The 15550-nt window shown below is 73.2% G+C and carries 13 protein-coding genes; 8 read left to right on the top strand and 5 right to left on the bottom strand.

Translation table 11 applies throughout. The features are described from left to right. Positions 1-95 precede the first annotated feature (95 nt). From OG276_RS04095 to OG276_RS04075, 5 genes are all read left to right on the top strand, one after another. Positions 96-1388, top strand: coding sequence for a DUF6777 domain-containing protein (locus tag OG276_RS04095; RefSeq protein ID WP_266902810.1), 1293 nt, complete (start codon positions 96-98; stop codon positions 1386-1388). A 7-nt stretch (positions 1389-1395) separates the two neighbouring features. Further along, a complete protein-coding gene (locus OG276_RS04090) occupies positions 1396-3459 on the top strand; it encodes a SpoIIE family protein phosphatase (protein WP_266902808.1) in 2064 nt (687 codons plus the stop codon). A gap of 89 nt (positions 3460-3548) precedes the next feature. Continuing rightward, the gene (locus tag OG276_RS04085) at positions 3549-4769 is read left to right on the top strand and encodes a hypothetical protein (RefSeq protein WP_266902806.1); all 1221 of its coding nucleotides are present in this window, start codon (positions 3549-3551) and stop codon (positions 4767-4769) included. Between the two features lie 20 nt (positions 4770-4789). Next, on the top strand, positions 4790-5650 hold the full coding sequence (locus tag OG276_RS04080) for an Fpg/Nei family DNA glycosylase (RefSeq protein ID WP_266902804.1): 861 nt from the start codon (positions 4790-4792) through the stop codon (positions 5648-5650). Between the two features lie 58 nt (positions 5651-5708). Continuing rightward, positions 5709-6116: a hypothetical protein gene (locus OG276_RS04075; RefSeq protein ID WP_266902802.1), complete on the top strand. Its 408-nt coding sequence runs from the start codon at positions 5709-5711 to the stop codon at positions 6114-6116. A 49-nt stretch (positions 6117-6165) separates the two neighbouring features. Here the strand turns inward: OG276_RS04075 and OG276_RS04070 are convergent, their stop codons facing one another. The 3 genes from OG276_RS04070 to OG276_RS04060 form a co-directional block, all read right to left on the bottom strand. After that, a complete protein-coding gene (locus OG276_RS04070; RefSeq protein WP_243341408.1) occupies positions 6166-6630 on the bottom strand; it encodes a hypothetical protein in 465 nt (154 codons plus the stop codon). A 261-nt stretch (positions 6631-6891) separates the two neighbouring features. Continuing rightward, positions 6892-7545, bottom strand: a complete 654-nt coding sequence (locus OG276_RS04065) for a class I SAM-dependent methyltransferase (RefSeq protein ID WP_266902800.1) — start codon at positions 7543-7545, stop codon at positions 6892-6894. Between the two features lie 48 nt (positions 7546-7593). Beyond that, positions 7594-8133 carry a sigma-70 family RNA polymerase sigma factor gene (locus OG276_RS04060; RefSeq protein WP_266902798.1) on the bottom strand — a complete coding sequence of 180 codons (540 nt, stop codon included), beginning with the start codon at positions 8131-8133 and terminating at the stop codon, positions 7594-7596. Positions 8134-8418: 285 nt separating this feature from the next. On the opposite strand from OG276_RS04060, the gene OG276_RS04055 reads away from it, so the two are divergent. After that, positions 8419-9630, top strand: coding sequence for a CapA family protein (locus OG276_RS04055; protein WP_266902796.1), 1212 nt, complete (start codon positions 8419-8421; stop codon positions 9628-9630). A 52-nt stretch (positions 9631-9682) separates the two neighbouring features. Here the strand turns inward: OG276_RS04055 and OG276_RS04050 are convergent, their stop codons facing one another. Further along, a complete protein-coding gene (locus OG276_RS04050) occupies positions 9683-10144 on the bottom strand; it encodes a universal stress protein (protein WP_266902794.1) in 462 nt (153 codons plus the stop codon). 60 nt (positions 10145-10204) lie between these two features. On the opposite strand from OG276_RS04050, the gene lysX reads away from it, so the two are divergent. Together lysX and OG276_RS04040 are read left to right on the top strand one after the other, a co-directional pair. Continuing rightward, positions 10205-13519: a bifunctional lysylphosphatidylglycerol synthetase/lysine--tRNA ligase LysX gene (gene lysX, locus OG276_RS04045; protein WP_266902792.1), complete on the top strand. Its 3315-nt coding sequence runs from the start codon at positions 10205-10207 to the stop codon at positions 13517-13519. A gap of 185 nt (positions 13520-13704) precedes the next feature. Further along, positions 13705-14595: a polysaccharide deacetylase family protein gene (locus tag OG276_RS04040; RefSeq protein ID WP_323182307.1), complete on the top strand. Its 891-nt coding sequence runs from the start codon at positions 13705-13707 to the stop codon at positions 14593-14595. A 60-nt stretch (positions 14596-14655) separates the two neighbouring features. Here the strand turns inward: OG276_RS04040 and OG276_RS04035 are convergent, their stop codons facing one another. Next, positions 14656-15345, bottom strand: coding sequence for a class F sortase (locus OG276_RS04035; RefSeq protein ID WP_266902788.1), 690 nt, complete (start codon positions 15343-15345; stop codon positions 14656-14658). Positions 15346-15550: the final 205 nt, after the last annotated feature.

Genomic DNA, 15550 nt, shown 5'->3' with positions numbered 1-15550 from the left:
TCAAGAGAGGGTCCGGGTGCGTGATCTCCGGTTGCGGCGGCTCCGGACATACGGCAGACAAGAGGGAGCAACCGGGGCGAAAAGGGAGATGCAACGTGTACGCACCGACACCTCGTCAGGCGCCGCGTCGTCACGCACCGGCCCGTGCGGCCCTCTTCACCGTCCTCGGACTCCTCGCCGCGGCCTGTGGGGCCTCCGGCGAAGAGGGGCGGACCAAGGGCCCCGCCGCCGAGAGCCAGGACGTCCACCTCCAGCCCGTGGCCTCGGCCGGGCCCGACCCCTTCACCTCCTCCTCCGCCACCGGTGAATCGGCCCCCGTCCAGCCCCCGCTGCCCAACGCGACCGGCCAGGGCATCCGTACCGTCAACGCGGCCACCCCCGGCCTGTACGGCGGAACCCAGCGGCTCGGAAGCTGCGACGTGGAGGCGCAGGTCCAGTCCCTGACCGCCGACGACGCCAAGGCCCGCGCCTTCGCCGATGCCTCCCAGGTGCAACAGGAACAGATCCCCGACTTCCTGCGCGGCCTCACCCCCGTCGTGCTGCGCGCCGACACCCGGGTGACCAACCACGGCTTCGTCGGCGGCAAGCCCAACGCCTTCCAGTCCGTCCTGCAGGCCGGCACCGCCGTCCTCGTGGACGACCACGGAATGCCCCGCGTCCGCTGCGCCTGCGGGAACCCGCTGCTCGCGCCGCGGGCCGCACCCGGCGCGCCGGTGCTCAAGGGGGAGCCCTGGAGCGGCTACCAGCCCACCCAGGTCGTGGTCATCGAGCCGACCATGCAGGTGATCAACAACCTGGTCATCGTCAACATCGCCGACAACACCTGGATCGAGCGCACGGCCGGCGACGACGGGGCCCAGGACCGCACCCCGCGGACGCCGCCCCCGTTCGACCCGGCCGACGGGATCCCCACCGGGCCCGCGACCCCGCCCGGCACCGAGCCGACCGCCCCGTGCCGCACCCCGGAGAGCAACAGCCTCGCCCGCACCGAGCCGCCCCCCACCGGCCCGCCGAGCCCCGGCCGCAGCCCCGACCCGAACGCGGCCGACTGCCCGCCGAGCCCCCCGCAGACTGCCCCGAACACCCCGAACACGCCGGTGTCGCCCGACCAGCCCTCGTCCGGCATCCCCTCGGGCCCGCCCACCGCCCCGCCGCCCGCCACCGACCAGCCCTCCGACGTGCCCACCGACATCCCCTCCGACCTGCCCGGCCAGACCCCGAGCGACCCCGGGACCCTGGTCGGCCCCGACGGGGCGTCGCCGCAGCCGAGCGATCCGTACGCGGACCCGTACGCCGAGCCCTACGGGGACCCGTACGCCGACCCCTACTCCGTCCCCGAGCAGCAGCCCTCGGACCCGTACGACGGCCAGTACCTGGAGAGCGCCTGACCGGCCCGTGTGTCATGGTGGACCGGTGCCGACCGCCGTATCGCTGCCGGAGGACTGGCCCGCACATCCGGACCGGTCGCTCTCGCTGAACCGCATGGGCAGTTTCGACTGGGACCTGGTCACCGGTCTGATGCACATGGACTCGGCCGCCCTCGACGTCTTCGACACCACCCCGGAGGAGTACGACGGCAGGCCCGGCTCCCTGGCGCCGCGCGTCCCGCCCGCGGAGGGCGCCCGGCTCGACGCACTGGTCTCCTCGGCCCTCAAGAGCGGGGTCGACAGCTACGGCGCCTACTTCCGGATCCGCTGCCACGACGGCGAACTGCGCTGGACGCACACCCAGGGACGGGTCATGCGCGGCCCGGACGGCCGCCCGTACCGGATCATCGGAATCGTCCGGGACGCCACCGAGGAGCTCAGTCATTCGGCGGAGCGCCTCGGGCTGGACGAGGAGCGGCGCCGCCAGACCTCCGTGGTCGAGTCCACCACCGCCGCGCTCGCGCACGCCCGCACCGTCCAGGACGTCATCGACGCCCTCGGCGACGCCCACGGCCTGGAGCGGCTCGGGTCCATGGGCATGGTGATGGGACTGGTCGAAGCGGGCCGGATCCACCTCGTCGCCGAGGGCCCCGCGGGCAGCTTCGTCCCCGGCACCCGCTACACCCGCATCGACGAGCAGTATCCGATGAGCGAGGTGGTGCGCTCGCTCCAGCCGCGCTTCCTGGACTCCGCGGCCGAGTTCGCCGCCGGGTACCCCGGGCTCTGGGCGAAGATCTCGTCCATGCACATCTCGGCGGCCGCCTACCTGCCGCTGATCGCCCAGGCCCGCCCGATCGGCGCGATCGGCCTGCTCTACCGGGACAAGGCCGGCTTCACCCAGGAGGAGCGGAACCTGCTCGTCGCGCTCGGCAGCAGCATCGCGCAGAGCCTCCAGCGGGCGATGCTGCTGGAGCAGGAGCACGATCTGGCGGAGGGGCTCCAGCAGGCGATGCTGCCGCGCCGGATCCCCTCGGTTCCGGGCGCCGAGATCGCCGTACGGTACCGCTCGGCCCGGATGGGCCGGGACATCGGCGGCGACTGGTACGACGTCATCCCGCTGCCCGGCGGCCGGGTCGGCGCGGTCATCGGCGACGTCCAGGGCCACGACACCCACGCGGCGGCGGTCATGGGCCAGTTGCGGATCGTACTGCGGGCCTACGCCGCCGAAGGCCACTCGCCGGGCACCGTCATGGCCAGGGCCTCCGTCTTCCTGCACGAGCTGGACACCGACCGTTTCGCCACCTGCACGTACGTGGAGGCCGACCTCTCGACCGGGGTGCTGCAACTGGTCCGGGCCGGCCACATCGACCCCCTGATGCGCACCCTGGACGGGGAGTGCGGGCGCCTCGCGGTGGAGGGCGGAATGCCGCTGGGGCTGTCCGCGGAGTTCGGGCTGCTGGAGTATCCGGTGACCACGGTCGAGATGGGACCGGGGGAAACGCTTCTGCTGTGCACGGACGGCCTGGTGGAGCAGCCCGGCGCCGACCTCGACGACGGCATCCGCCTCCTCGCCTCCCTCGTCCGCACCGGACCTGCCGACCTGGCCCTGCTCGCGGACCGGCTGTGCGAGGTCGTGGACGACCGGGGCGGCGACGACGACATGGCGCTGCTGCTCCTGCGCCGCGACGCGGAGGAGGCCCAGCAGGCGGGCGGCCGGCTCCAGCAGCACGTGGCCCCCGGCGATCCGGAAGCCCTCGTGTCGGCCCGCCACATGATCGGCGCGGCGGTGCGGGCGTGGGGCGCGCGGGACCGTTCGGACGAGATCGAGCTGATCGCCGACGAGCTCATCGTCAACGCCCTCATGCACACCGACGGTCCCGCCATCGTGACGCTGCGGGTCCTGACCGGCCCCGAACGCAGACTCCGCGTGGAGGTCGAGGACCGCTCCAGCGCCCTGCCCCGGCGCAGGGAGGCGGGCGACTCCGGGGTCTCGGGACGCGGCCTGATGCTGGTGGACCGGCTGGCGGACGTCTGGGGCGTGGAACCGCGGGGGAGCGGCAAGTGCGTGTGGTGCGAGTTCACGATGCCGTGACACGAACCGGCCGGCCGGGTCCTCCGGCGCACCGGCCGGGCCGAAAGTCCGTTGCGGGGCCACCGGGTACGCGTCGATGATCGATGGCGATGACTGACACCCTGGACGAGGTCCGCACCCTGCTGAAATCCGGCGATCTGCCCGGCGCCGTACGGTCGCTGCGCCCTCGCGCCGAGACCCTCCCCCTCACCGAACTCGCCCGGGCGGTCCGGGCGCTGGCCGATGCGGCCGGTTTCAAGGACCTGGCCAAGGCGGCCAAGACCGCCGCCAAACGGCCGGACGACCCGCAGGCCCTCTACCACCTCGGCTACGGCTGCGTCGAACACGGCATCGCCTTCCTCGGCATAGCCCCACTGCGTGCCGCGCTCGCGCTGGTCCCGGACGCGCGCCCGCTGCTCACCGAGCTCGTCTCCGCCCTGGAGGACGAGGCACGGCACGCCGAGGCCGCGGCCCTGCTCGCCGCCCGCGGAGACCGGCTCCCCGCCTGGCCGGAGACGTACCTGCTCGTCCACCACACCCTCCTCGCCGGGGACCTGCCCGGCGCCCGCGCCGCCGCCGGCCGACTGCCCGCCCCCGAGGAGGACACCTGGAGCTGGGCCCACGCCCGCCAGCGCCGGATGCTCGCGCGCGCCGAACTCGCCGCCACCGTCGGACCACTGGACTCCACGGACCTGCGCGGCTGGCAGTTCGCGCTCACCGGGACCCTGCTCGGCACCCTCTCTCCGTACGGCTACGACGCCGGCATGAGGGGCCGCTACGCCTTCCTCGGCGACAGCCACGAGACCTGCCGCCACGGCCTCGCCCGCCTCGCCGTGGCCCTGGAGGCCACCGGGCACCGCCCCACCACGGTCTCGCTGCTGCCCGGCCGCTCCGACCGGATCCTGGGCCTCGCCGCCGCGACCGTACTCGCGCTGCCCGCCGTACCGTACGAGCCCGGCCGGACCGACACCCTCGTCGTCGCGTACGACCTCGCGGACGCGGACCCCGGGCTCGGGGAGCGCGCCGACGGGCAGATCCTGTACGAGCACGTCACGCGGTGGACCAGTCCGCCGCAGGTCAGCGCGGACTTCAGCGCGCTGCAGGCGCAGCTCGTCACGGAGCCGTGGAAGGACGACGCCCGCCCCGAGGCGGACATCGCCCGCGACATCGCCGCCGCCGACCCCACCCCGGACGAGGGCGACGGGGCGACCCCGCCCGATACCGACGAGGCCTTCCGGGCCTACGCAGCCGCCCTCGCACCCGGCTGGCTGACCGGCCCCCGGGACCGGATCGGCTCCCCGGGCCCGGTGCCCAGCTCGCGCTTCGCCTGAGGCCACGGCAGGCTGGGGGCATGCCCGAGCTGCCCGAGGTCGAGGCCCTGAGGGAGTTCCTCGACGAGCACCTCGCCGGGCGGGTGGTGGAGCGCGTCCTCCCGCTCGCCGTGAGCGTGCTCAAGACGTATGACCCGCCCCTGACCGCGCTCGAAGGGCAGCGGGCCGGAGCCACGGCCCGGTACGGCAAGTTCCTCGCCCTGCGGATCGGCGAACTGCACCTCGTCACCCACCTCGCCCGGGCCGGCTGGCTGCGCTGGATCGACACCGTTCCCGACCGGCCGCCGCGCCCCGGCAAAGGGCCGCTCGCCCTGCGCCTCGTCCTGGAGGGCGGCGGCGGCTTCGACCTCACCGAGGCCGGGACCCAGAAGCGGCTCGCCGTGTACGTGGTCCGTGATCCGCAGGATGTTCCCGGCATCGCCCGGCTGGGCCCGGACCCGCTCGCCGGGGACTTCGGCCGCGAGGCCTTCGGCGCGCTGCTCGCCGGGGAACGGCGGCAGATCAAGGGCGTGTTGCGCGACCAGAGCGTCATCGCGGGCATCGGCAACGCCTACAGCGACGAAATCCTCCACCACGCCAAGGTCTCGCCCTTCAAACTGGCCGCCTCCTTCGACGAGGCGCAGGTGGACCAGCTGTACGCGGCCGTCGAGGAGACCCTGCGTACGGCCGTCGAGCGGGCGCACGGGGTGGCCGCCGGACGGCTCAAGGCCGAGAAGAAGAGCGGGATGCGGGTCCACGGCCGCGCGGGCGAACCCTGCCCGGTGTGCGGGGACACCGTCCGCTCGGTCTCCTTCGCCGACTCCTCGCTCCAGTACTGCGCGACCTGCCAGACCGGCGGGAAGCCGCTCGCCGACCGGCGGCTGTCGAAGCTGCTGAAGTAGGTTCCGGAGCCTTCCCGGGAGGGTTCCGGTCGGCCCGGCTCCGGTTAGACTCCGGCCCATGGCCGAGGAGCAGCAGCCGCAGCCGCCCCGGCGGGAGGTCGTCACCGGGGTCCCGCGCGGCAGCCGCCGCAGGCCCCCCGCGCACACGCCGGCCCGCTCCGAGATCTCCGAGCAGACCACCCTCGGCGCCACCTACGTACGGGCCCTCATGCGCAGCCAGCTCCGCGCCGGGCTCGGCGCCCTGGCCGCGCTCGTCCTCCTGGTGGGCCTGCTGCCCCTGCTGTTCCTGGTCCCGCGGGTGGCGTCGGGCCCGCTGGTCTGGGTCGTGCTCGGGGTCCTGGTGTACCCGGTGCTGTGGTGGGTCGCCCGCGCGTACGTGATCCGGGCCGAGCGCAACGAGGCCGACTTCACCGGGCTGGTCACCGACCCGTCGGAGCCGCCGGGGCCGCCGCGCCGACCGGAGTAGCGGGCCGGGCGGCGGCGGGCCGGGAAGCGGTGGGGCGGGTCCCTCGGGCTCAGAACAGGTGCATCGCCAAATGCCCGAGCGGGAGCCCGAGTTGCCAGGCCGGGGTCCAGACCCGGGCGTTCTCGTCCAGGCCCGGCGGGGTGTCGGCGTGGCCGTGGCGTCCCGGGTCGAGGTTGGTGGCGAACAGCTCCGTGTGGTCCAGCCAGCGCCAGGCGGCCCGGGCCAGCTCCAGGTCGGGGTCCTCGCCCCGGCCGCGCTCGCGGGCCTCCTCGCCCAGCGCGAGGAACCGGGTGTGGACCCAGTCGCGCCAGGGGTGCCCGTACGCCGTCAGCGACATCCACTCGTCGAGCTGCGAGACGACCCGGATCCCGGAGAGTTCGCCGGCGGCGTCCGAGAGGTAGATGGTCAGCGCGAGCGTGTCGCGTCCGGCGCGGAACTCCAGGGTGCTGACCGGGATCAGCCGGCCCGTGCGCAGCAGTTCGTCGGCGATGTACTCCGCGTAGAGCCATGCCATGGGCACCGCGAGCCCACCGTCACTGGTGCCGTTCGTACCCTCGGGCTGCACCGTTCCACCTTCTCCCGCATGCGTCGCGTCTTCCCGCCGTCAACGCCGAGCCTTCCCTGCGCGGCTCGTCGAGCGGGGGATGTTTACTCAACTTGAACGCACCGATGCCGGTTTCGATGCGGTTCGTGTCCGCTTCGCGGGCGTTCAGGCCATTCTTTGACGCATTCGTCGTACGTCCGGCCGTGGTGTCGCCCGCTGGGGCCGGGGCGGTCAGACCGTGGCGATCACGGCGTAGCGTTCATCGGTCACCGCGCGCCCCCACAAGGCCGCGTTGCCGCCGAGGGGTTCGACGCGCAGGGTGGTGACGAGCGGCCTTACGGCGGCGGCGAGTTCGTCGGCGCCGATGCCGCCGGCCCAGGGCAGGGTCTCGGCGCCGGGTACGTAGGGCGTCGCGTCCGCACCGGCTTCGCGCCAGCGGCCCTCGACGAGGACGAGGGTGCCGCCGGGGCGCAGTCGTCGGGTCCAGTCGCCGAGCGCGGCCTCGGGGGCGGGCAGGGTCCACACCAGGTGGCGGGAGAGCAGGACGTCGAACCGCCGGCCGCCGGTGGGCGGGGCGGCGGCGTCGCCGACCAGGAACCGGCCCGGCAGACCGGCGGCGGCCAGTTTCGCCCGGGCGAGCCCGACCATCCGCGGGGAGAGGTCCACGCCGGTGACCCGGTGCCCGGCTTCGGCCGCCAGCAGGGACAGCGATCCGGTTCCGCAGCCCACGTCGAGGACGTCGAGCGGTCCGGCAGGCAGCCAGGAGCCGAGGAGACCGGCCCACGCGTCGCGGGTTTCCTGGGGCCGCAGGCCGTGGTCCGGCTCCTCGTCGAAGCGGGGCGCGGCGGTGTCCCAGTAGGCGGTGATCTCGGAGCTGTTCGTCATCCCGCGAGTCTCCCTGTCGGTACTGACAACGCCCTCCGGCGCCGGTCCTCAGGCACCGAGTCCGTACCCGTAGCCCTGGAGGCCCTTCCGCAGGGCGCGCAGGGCGTAGTACGTACGGGACTTGACCGTCCCCGCCGGTATGCCGAGCTCGGCCGCGGCCTCGGCCACGGAGCGGTCCTGGAAGTAGACCTGCACCAGCACGTCCCGGTGCTCCGGGCCCAGTGATCCCACCGCCCGCCGTACGTCGATGGCGGTCACCGAGCCCGCCACCGCGTCCCCCGGCGCCGGTGCCTGGTCCAGCCCCTCGGGGTCCACCTCCAGGGGCCTGGACAGGCGTGCCCGGCGGGCGTCGATGGCGAGCCGCCGGGCCACGGTGAACAGCCAGGGCCGCAGGGACTCGTAGTCGCTTCCCAGCACCTCCGGATGCTGCCAGAGGCGCAGGAGCGTCTCCTGCGCGAGGTCCTCCGCGCGCTGGGCGTCACCGGCCGTGAGGCCCAGCAGGAAACCGAACAGGGCCCGTCCGTGTTCGTGCTGGAGTTCGGCCAGTGCCTCGGGATCGGTGCGTCGCAGGGTGGGGGCAAGGGGCACGGGAGGCTCCTTCCGGGGGTCGGTGCGGGGGTCGGTCGAGGTCGACGGATCCACCCTGACCTGCACCGGGCCCGCCCGGAACCGTCCCGCCCGGACGGTGCGCCCAAGCACCCGCGTCATCCGGTGGGCGGCCGCGAGGGGCGGTGAACGGTCGAACGGCGCGCCGAACGGCCATTGGAGTGAGTGCGCGGTCGCGCGGCGGAGCCGCTTCTTGACTTCAGGCGTCTCTTTCTATGGATTGACGGAACATCAGGTTGTCGTACTAATCAAGGAGAGCTGGGACAGATGACCGCGCGCACCCGCCACGCCCTCGCACTCCTGACCGCCGTGGTGCTGTCGGCCGTAGCCGGCTGCTCCGCCGGTACGGACGCGCCGGCCCGCCTCACCGGCTCGCGGCCCGCCCAGGCGCCCTCCGGCGCTCCCGGATCGACCACGGCCCCCGCCGGGAAGGGGTTCACCCTCGTCGCGAGCGGCGACGTGCTGCCCCACGAGTCGGTCATCCGGCGGGCGGCCTCCGACGCGGACGGCGACGGCTACGACTTCCGGCCGATGTTCTCCGCGGTCAAGCCGATCGTCTCGGCCGCCGACCTGGCCCTATGCCACATGGAGACCATCTACGGGCCGGACGGCGGCCCGTTCACCGGCTACCCCGCCTTCCAGTCCCCGCCCGAGGTCGCCGACGGCCTCGAGGACGCCGGGTACGACGGCTGTTCCACGGCCTCGAACCACACCCTCGACGGCGGCGGCGCCGGCCTGAAGCGCACCCTCGACCGGTTCGACAAGGTCGGTCTGAAGCACGCGGGTTCGGCCCGTACGGCGGCCGAGGCGGGCACCGTGACCATGTACGCGGCGGGCTCCGCGAAGGTCGCGCACCTCGCCTACACGTACGACACCAACGGCTACCCGATGCCCGAGGGCCAGCCCTGGGCGGTCAACCTGATGGAGCAGGAGAAGATCATCGCGGACTCCCGGGCGGCCCGGAAGGCGGGCGCCGACGTGGTCCTCGTCAGTCTCCACTGGGGCACGGAATGGCAGACCGAACCGGACGAGAAGCAGCTCGCGCTCGGCAAGGCGCTGACCGCCTCGCAGAGCGGCGGCCGCCCCGACGTGGACATGATCCTCGGAACGCACGCCCACATCCCGCAGGCGTACGAGAAGGTCAACGGGACCTGGATCGTCTACGGCATGGGCGACCAGGTGGCCGGGGAGATGTTCAACCACAGCGGCGCACGGGACATGCGCGGCAACTACGGTTCCATCGGCCGCTTCACCTTCGCCCCGCCGGCCGCCCCCGGGCAGCGCTGGCAGGTCACCAAGGCCGAGTTCGTCCCGCAGATGATGGACCTCGGCGCGGGCCGCGTCGTCAACCTCCCCGCCGCCCTCGCCCAGTCGCCCGGCCGCGAGGCCGCCCGGGAATACGAGGAGGCCCTCGACGAGATCACCGAGGCCGTCCTCGGCCGTGGCGCGGCGAAGGACGGGCTGACGATGGCGAAGTAGGCCCGGAAGAGCCGTCAGACCGCGGCAGGGCGGTGCCGGGAAGGACCTCGGCCTACGGGACCACCGTGACCGGCCAGCGCCCCGCCTTCACCAGGCGGATCGCCACCGAGCCCACGATCCGGTGCCCGGCCTGCTCCGAGGCCCCGACCACCACCGCGTCCGCCATCAGCTCCTCCGCCGCGCTCACGAGCCCGGCGTACGCGTCCCCGCGGAAGGTGTGGAACTGCCAGCGGACGTCGTAGACGCCCTTCAGCCGCTCCGCGGACTCCCGGATCTCGGCCACCAGCCCCTCCGCGATCTCCTCGGTGGCCTCGGACACCGGAGCCCCCAGCGAGGCCCCGGCCGGCATCACCGGCTGGACGTACACCAGCGCCAGCAGCGCGTTCTGCCGCCGGGCCAGCCCCGCCGCGTAGGCGGCCGCGCGGAGCGAGGACTGCGAACCGTCCACCCCGGCGAGGATCACCTTCGGACCGTCCGTACCGCGCTCGAATCCTGTACCCACGTGCTCCGTCACCCTTCCGAGGCTAATCGGCTTACCGCGCGAACGGGCGCGGCCCTCCTTACAGTGCGAACCATGAGTGCCACCGTGGAGGAGACGCGCGGGACGCGCGGGAGCAGCAGCCGCTTCCTGAACCGGGTGCCCGACGCCTTCGGAGCGTTCTTCGGAACGCTCGGGCTGTTCTGTGCCCTGCTGGCGCTCTCCCCGACGCTGCGCCGCCTGCTGCGGCCCGTCGTGCGCTTCCTCGACGCCATCGTCGTGCCGGTCAGCGCGAACCTCGCCTACGCCGTCTTCCTCTTCCTCCTCGCCGCCGCACTCGGCATGCGCAAGAAGGTCGCCTGGTGGATCGTCGTCACCTATTTGGCCCTGCTGGTCCTCGTCGACGTGCTGACCGTGGCCGAAGAGGACTACTGGGTGGGCTTCTCCTCCATGGCCCTGGCCGTGGCCGCCCTCGCGATCCTGATCGCCGCGCGCAAGGAGTTCAACGCCGCCTCCCGGCCCGGGGCCCTGTGGCGGGCCATGCTCGTGCTCGGCCTCGGCCTGCTCGCGGCCGTCTTCCTCGGCTGGGGCCTGGTCGCGCTGTTCCCGGGAAGCCTGCCCAAGGGGCAGTGGCTGGACTGGTCCGCCAAGCAGGTCTTCGGCGGGCTCTTCTCGGCCCGGCAGTTCGACGGCCACCCGCCCAGGCCCCTGTACTTCCTGCTCGGCCTCTTCGGCGCCCTCGCCCTGCTGAACGCCGCCGCCACCCTCTTCCGCTCCCAGCGGCTGACCGCCGCCCTGCACGGGGACGAAGAGCCCCGCATCCGGGCACTGCTGGGCGCCTACGGACGCAACGACTCCCTCGGCTACTTCGCCACCCGTCGCGACAAGGCCGTCGTGTTCGCCCCGAACGGCAAGGCCGCCGTCACCTACCGGGTCGAGGCCGGCGTCTGCCTCGGCAGCGGCGACCCCGTCGGCGACCCCGCCGCGTGGACCCCCGCCATCGACGCCTGGCTCGCCGTCGCCCGCCGCTACGGCTGGCAGCCCGCCGTCATGGGCGCCTCCGAGGAGGGGGCGAGGGCGTACGCCCGCTCCGGGCTCGGGGCCCTCCAGCTCGGCGACGAGGCCATCCTGCACGTCGCCCACTTCGACCTCGACGGCCGCGACATGCGCGTCACCCGCCAGGCCGTCAACCGGGTCAAGCGCACCGGAGCCGGCACCGTCATCCGCCGCCACTCCGCCCTCTCCGAGGACGAGATGCAGATGATCGTGGACCGGGCCGACAAATGGCGCGACACCGAGACCGAACGCGGCTTCTCCATGGCCCTGGACCGGCTCGGGGACTCCGCCGACGGGGACTGCCTGCTCGTGGAGGCCTTCGACGACCAGGGCGAGCTGATCGCCCTGCTCTCCTTCGTGCCCTGGGGCAAGGACGGCATCTCCCTCGACCTGATGCGCCGCGACCGGGCCGCCCCCAACGGGATCATGGAATTCATGATCGCCGAGCTCTGCGCGGCCGCCCCGGGCCTGGGCGTGCGCCGCATCTCCCTCAACTTCGCCGTCTTCCGCTCCGCCTTCGAAGAGGGCGGCCGGATCGGCGCCGGTCCCGTCCTGAAGGTGTGGCGCAAGCTGCTGCTCTTCTTCTCCCGCTGGTGGCAGCTGGAGGCGCTGTACCGCTCGAACGTCAAGTACGGCCCCGAGTGGTACCCGCGGTTCCTCTGCTTCCAGGACGCCGGCTCGCTCGCCCGGGTCAGCCTCGCCTCCGGCATCGCCGAGGGGTTCGTCTCCGTGCCGAGCATGCGCACCCTGTGGGGCAACGGCCACCCGCGCGGGCTCACCGCCCCCGCCACCACCGCCGGCCTGCCGCCCATCGAATCCCTAGGGCTGGAATCCGTAGGGGAGGAGGACACCGACGGCGGGCGGCCCGAGCGGCTGCCCGAACAGGTCCGGGTCCGGCACGACAAGCTGGAGCGGATCCGGGCCGCCGGCACCGACCCGTACCCCGTCGGCATCCCGCAGCGCACCCACACCGTCGCCGAGCTCAAGGCCGCGCACCCCGGCTACCCGCCCGGCGCCCGCACCGGCTCGCCCGTCACCCTCGCCGGACGCGTGATGGTCGTACGCGACCTCGGCGGCGTGGTGTTCGCCGTCCTGCGGGACTGGTCGGGAGACGTCCAGCTGATGTTCACCCGGGACGAGGCGGGCGCCTCCGTGCTCGACACCTTCACCTCCCAGGTGGACTTCGGCGACCACGTCGTCGCGAGCGGCGAGGTCGGCGCCAGCAAGAGCGGCGAACTGTCCGTGATCGTCGACTCCTGGCAGCTCACCGGCAAGTGCCTGCGCCCGCTGCCCGACAAGCGCAAGGGACTCGCCGACCCCGAGGCCAAGGTCCGCCGGCGCTACCTCGACCTGGTCGCCAGCCCCGAGGCGCGCGACGTCGTACGGGCCCGGTCCAGCGCCGTCCAGGCCCTGCGGCAGGGGCTGCTGGACCGGGGCTACCTGGAGGTCGAGACCCCGATGCTCCAGCAGATCCACGGCGGGGCCAACGCCCGCCCGTTCCGCACCCACATCAACGCCTACGACCTCGACCTGTACCTGCGCATCGCGCCCGAGCTGTACCTGAAGCGGCTGTGCGTGGGCGGCATGGAGAAGGTCTTCGAGATGGGCCGCACCTTCCGCAACGAGGGCGTCTCCTACAAGCACAACCCCGAGTTCACGATGCTGGAGGCCTACCAGGCCTTCGCGGACTACGACGTGATGCTCGACCTGGCGCGCGAGCTGATCCAGGGCGCCGCCACGGCCGCCTTCGGCTCGCCCATCGCGCACAAGGCCGGACCGGACGGAAAGCTCGTCGTCCACGACATCTCAGGACCCTGGCCGGTCAAGACCATGTACGGGGCGATCAGCGAGGCCTTGGGCGAGGAGGTCGACGCCGACACCGAGGAGCACGTCCTGCGGCGGCTGTGCGACCGCGCGGCCGTGCCGCACACGCCCGACAACACCCGGGGCGACGTGGTCCTGGAGATGTACGAGCGGCTGGTGGAGGAGCGGACCAAGCTGCCCACCTTCTACAAGGACTTCCCGACCGACGTCTCCCCGCTCACCCGGCAGCACCGCAAGGACCCCCGGCTCGCGGAGCGCTGGGACCTGGTGGCCTTCGGCACCGAACTGGGCACCGCCTACTCGGAGCTGACCGACCCCGTCGAGCAGCGGCGCCGGCTGACCGCGCAGTCGCTGCTGGCGGCGGGCGGGGATCCGGAGGCGATGGAGCTCGACAACGACTTCCTGGACGCACTGGAGTACGCGATGCCTCCGACGGGCGGGCTGGGCATCGGGGTCGACCGCCTCGTCATGTTCCTCACGGGTCTGACGATCCGGGAGACGCTGCCGTTCCCGCTGGTGCGGCGGGGCTGACGGGCGGTCCGACCGGGGGCGCCGCCCGGCGGTGGTGACCGGCGGTGGTGACCGGCGGCGGTGACCGCCGGGACTGCTCCGAGCGGGTGAGCGGCCAGGGCCGCGTCCGCGCCTCTCGACATCTGCGGCGATGTCGTTGATACGTAGTAGTAATGAAAAATGACGAGCCGACAGTAGGGCGACGCATGCTCCTGCGTTCCGCCGTCTTCCTCGGAGTCGCCGCCGCCGCAGGGCTGCTGACGGGCGGCGAAACCGACCTGCCGACATCGGGCGCGGGGGCCCCCGCGGCAGGCACCGGACCCGGGGCGGTACCCGGCGGAGCCGCAGGTCCCGGACCCCTCACCGGAGCCCCCGGCGGACTGCCGCAGTTCCCGCGCGGATCCCCGTACCGGCTCGACCCGATGACCTCCGCAGGGGCCCCGGAGCGCGCGCCCGCGGCGAAGCCCGCCGTACGGACCCGGCCGATCCTTGAACTCCCCGCCGACGCCCAACGGGGAAGTGGGTCGGCGAGCGCCATGACCCTCACCTTCGACGACGGCCCCGACCCCCGCTACACCCCGGCCATCCTGGACACGCTCGCGCGCCACGGCGTCCGCGCCATGTTCTTCGTCTGCGGCGAAATGGCCGTGGACAACAAGGATCTGCTGCGCAGGATGGTGGCCGAGGGACACGTCATCGGCAACCACACCTGGACCCACCCGCAGCTCACCAAGATCAGCAGACCGGCGATGGCCTCCGAGATCGGCCGCACGAGCGAGGTCGTCCAGCAGGCCGTCGGCACGGCTCCGCAGTGGTTCCGGGCGCCCTACGGGGCCTGGAACCGGGCCGCCTTCGAGATCGGCGCGGAGCTCGGCATGGAGCCGCTCGCCTGGACCGTGGACACCCTGGACTGGAAGGAGCCGGGCACCGCGTCGATCGTGTCGCGGGTCCTCAAGCAGGCCGCGCCCGGGGTGATCGTGCTGAACCACGACGCGGGCGGCAACCGCTCGCAGAGCGTGCAGGCGCTGGCGAGCTACCTGCCGCACCTGCTCGGACGGGGATTCCGGATGACGCTGCCGGAGCTGCCGTCACGCTGAGCGGCGTACCCCGCGCGGCGGCGGCACGGTCCGTCGCCGCCGCGCGGGTGGGGGAGTGGGTCAGCGGGCCTCCACCATCCGCGCGAACACGACGACGTTGCCGTCGTAGCCGCGCCCCTTCGAGTAGCCGCCGCCGCAGGTGATCACCCGGAGCTCCGGGTGTCCGGTGTCCCCGTAGACCCGGGATCCGGGGAAGGTGTTCTTGGAGAAGACCTCCACGCCGTACACCTCGAACACCGCCGTGCGGCCGTCGTAGCGCGCCACCTCGATACGGCTGCCCTTCTGCACCGAGCCCAGTCCGTAGAAGACCGCGGGGCCCTGAGCGTTGTCCACGTGGCCCACGATCACCGCCGAACCCTGCTGGCCCGGCGAGATGCCGTTGAGGTACCAGCCGGCCAGGTTCTTGTCCTGCGGGGGCGGCGCGTCGATCCAGCCCTGCGCGTCCAGTCCGACCGTCATCACCGGTGCGTCCACGCTGATCGACGGGATCCGGATGCGCTGGACCGACGAGTGGTTCAGCACCTCCATGTCCGGCGGCGGCACGGGCGGCTCCGCGGGTGCCTGGTCGCCCTGTGGCCCGACCGCCGACCCGGCCGGCGCGCTGACCGCGGCGGCGGCGGCCGGCTGCGGGGGTCCGTCGCCGGCCTCGGCTCCGTTGCGCATCATGGCGAGGCCGCTGAGCATGACCAGCGCGATCGCACCCCAGGGGGAGCGTCTCCTCGGTGGCCGCTCGCTCTCGTCCTCGAGCATGGTTCTCCCTTCCCGACGCGGGGGTCCCGACCCGCGTTCTTGTCCCACCCCTTCACGCCCTACTTCACGCACGCTAAGGCGGGGCGTGCGGGACGGCGATCGGGGAAGGGCGAACGGGTGGTGGGGCCGGAAGGGGTGCGCCCATCCAGGTAATCGTCACATAAATGCCTGACGGGTCGTGACCTGCGGATCCGTCAGCAAACGC

The organism is Streptomyces sp. NBC_00086 (assembly GCF_026343255.1).
Lineage (GTDB): Bacteria > Actinomycetota > Actinomycetes > Streptomycetales > Streptomycetaceae > Streptomyces.
Note: the sequence above shows the minus strand (reverse complement) of the source record. Positions and strands in the feature narration are given on the sequence as shown.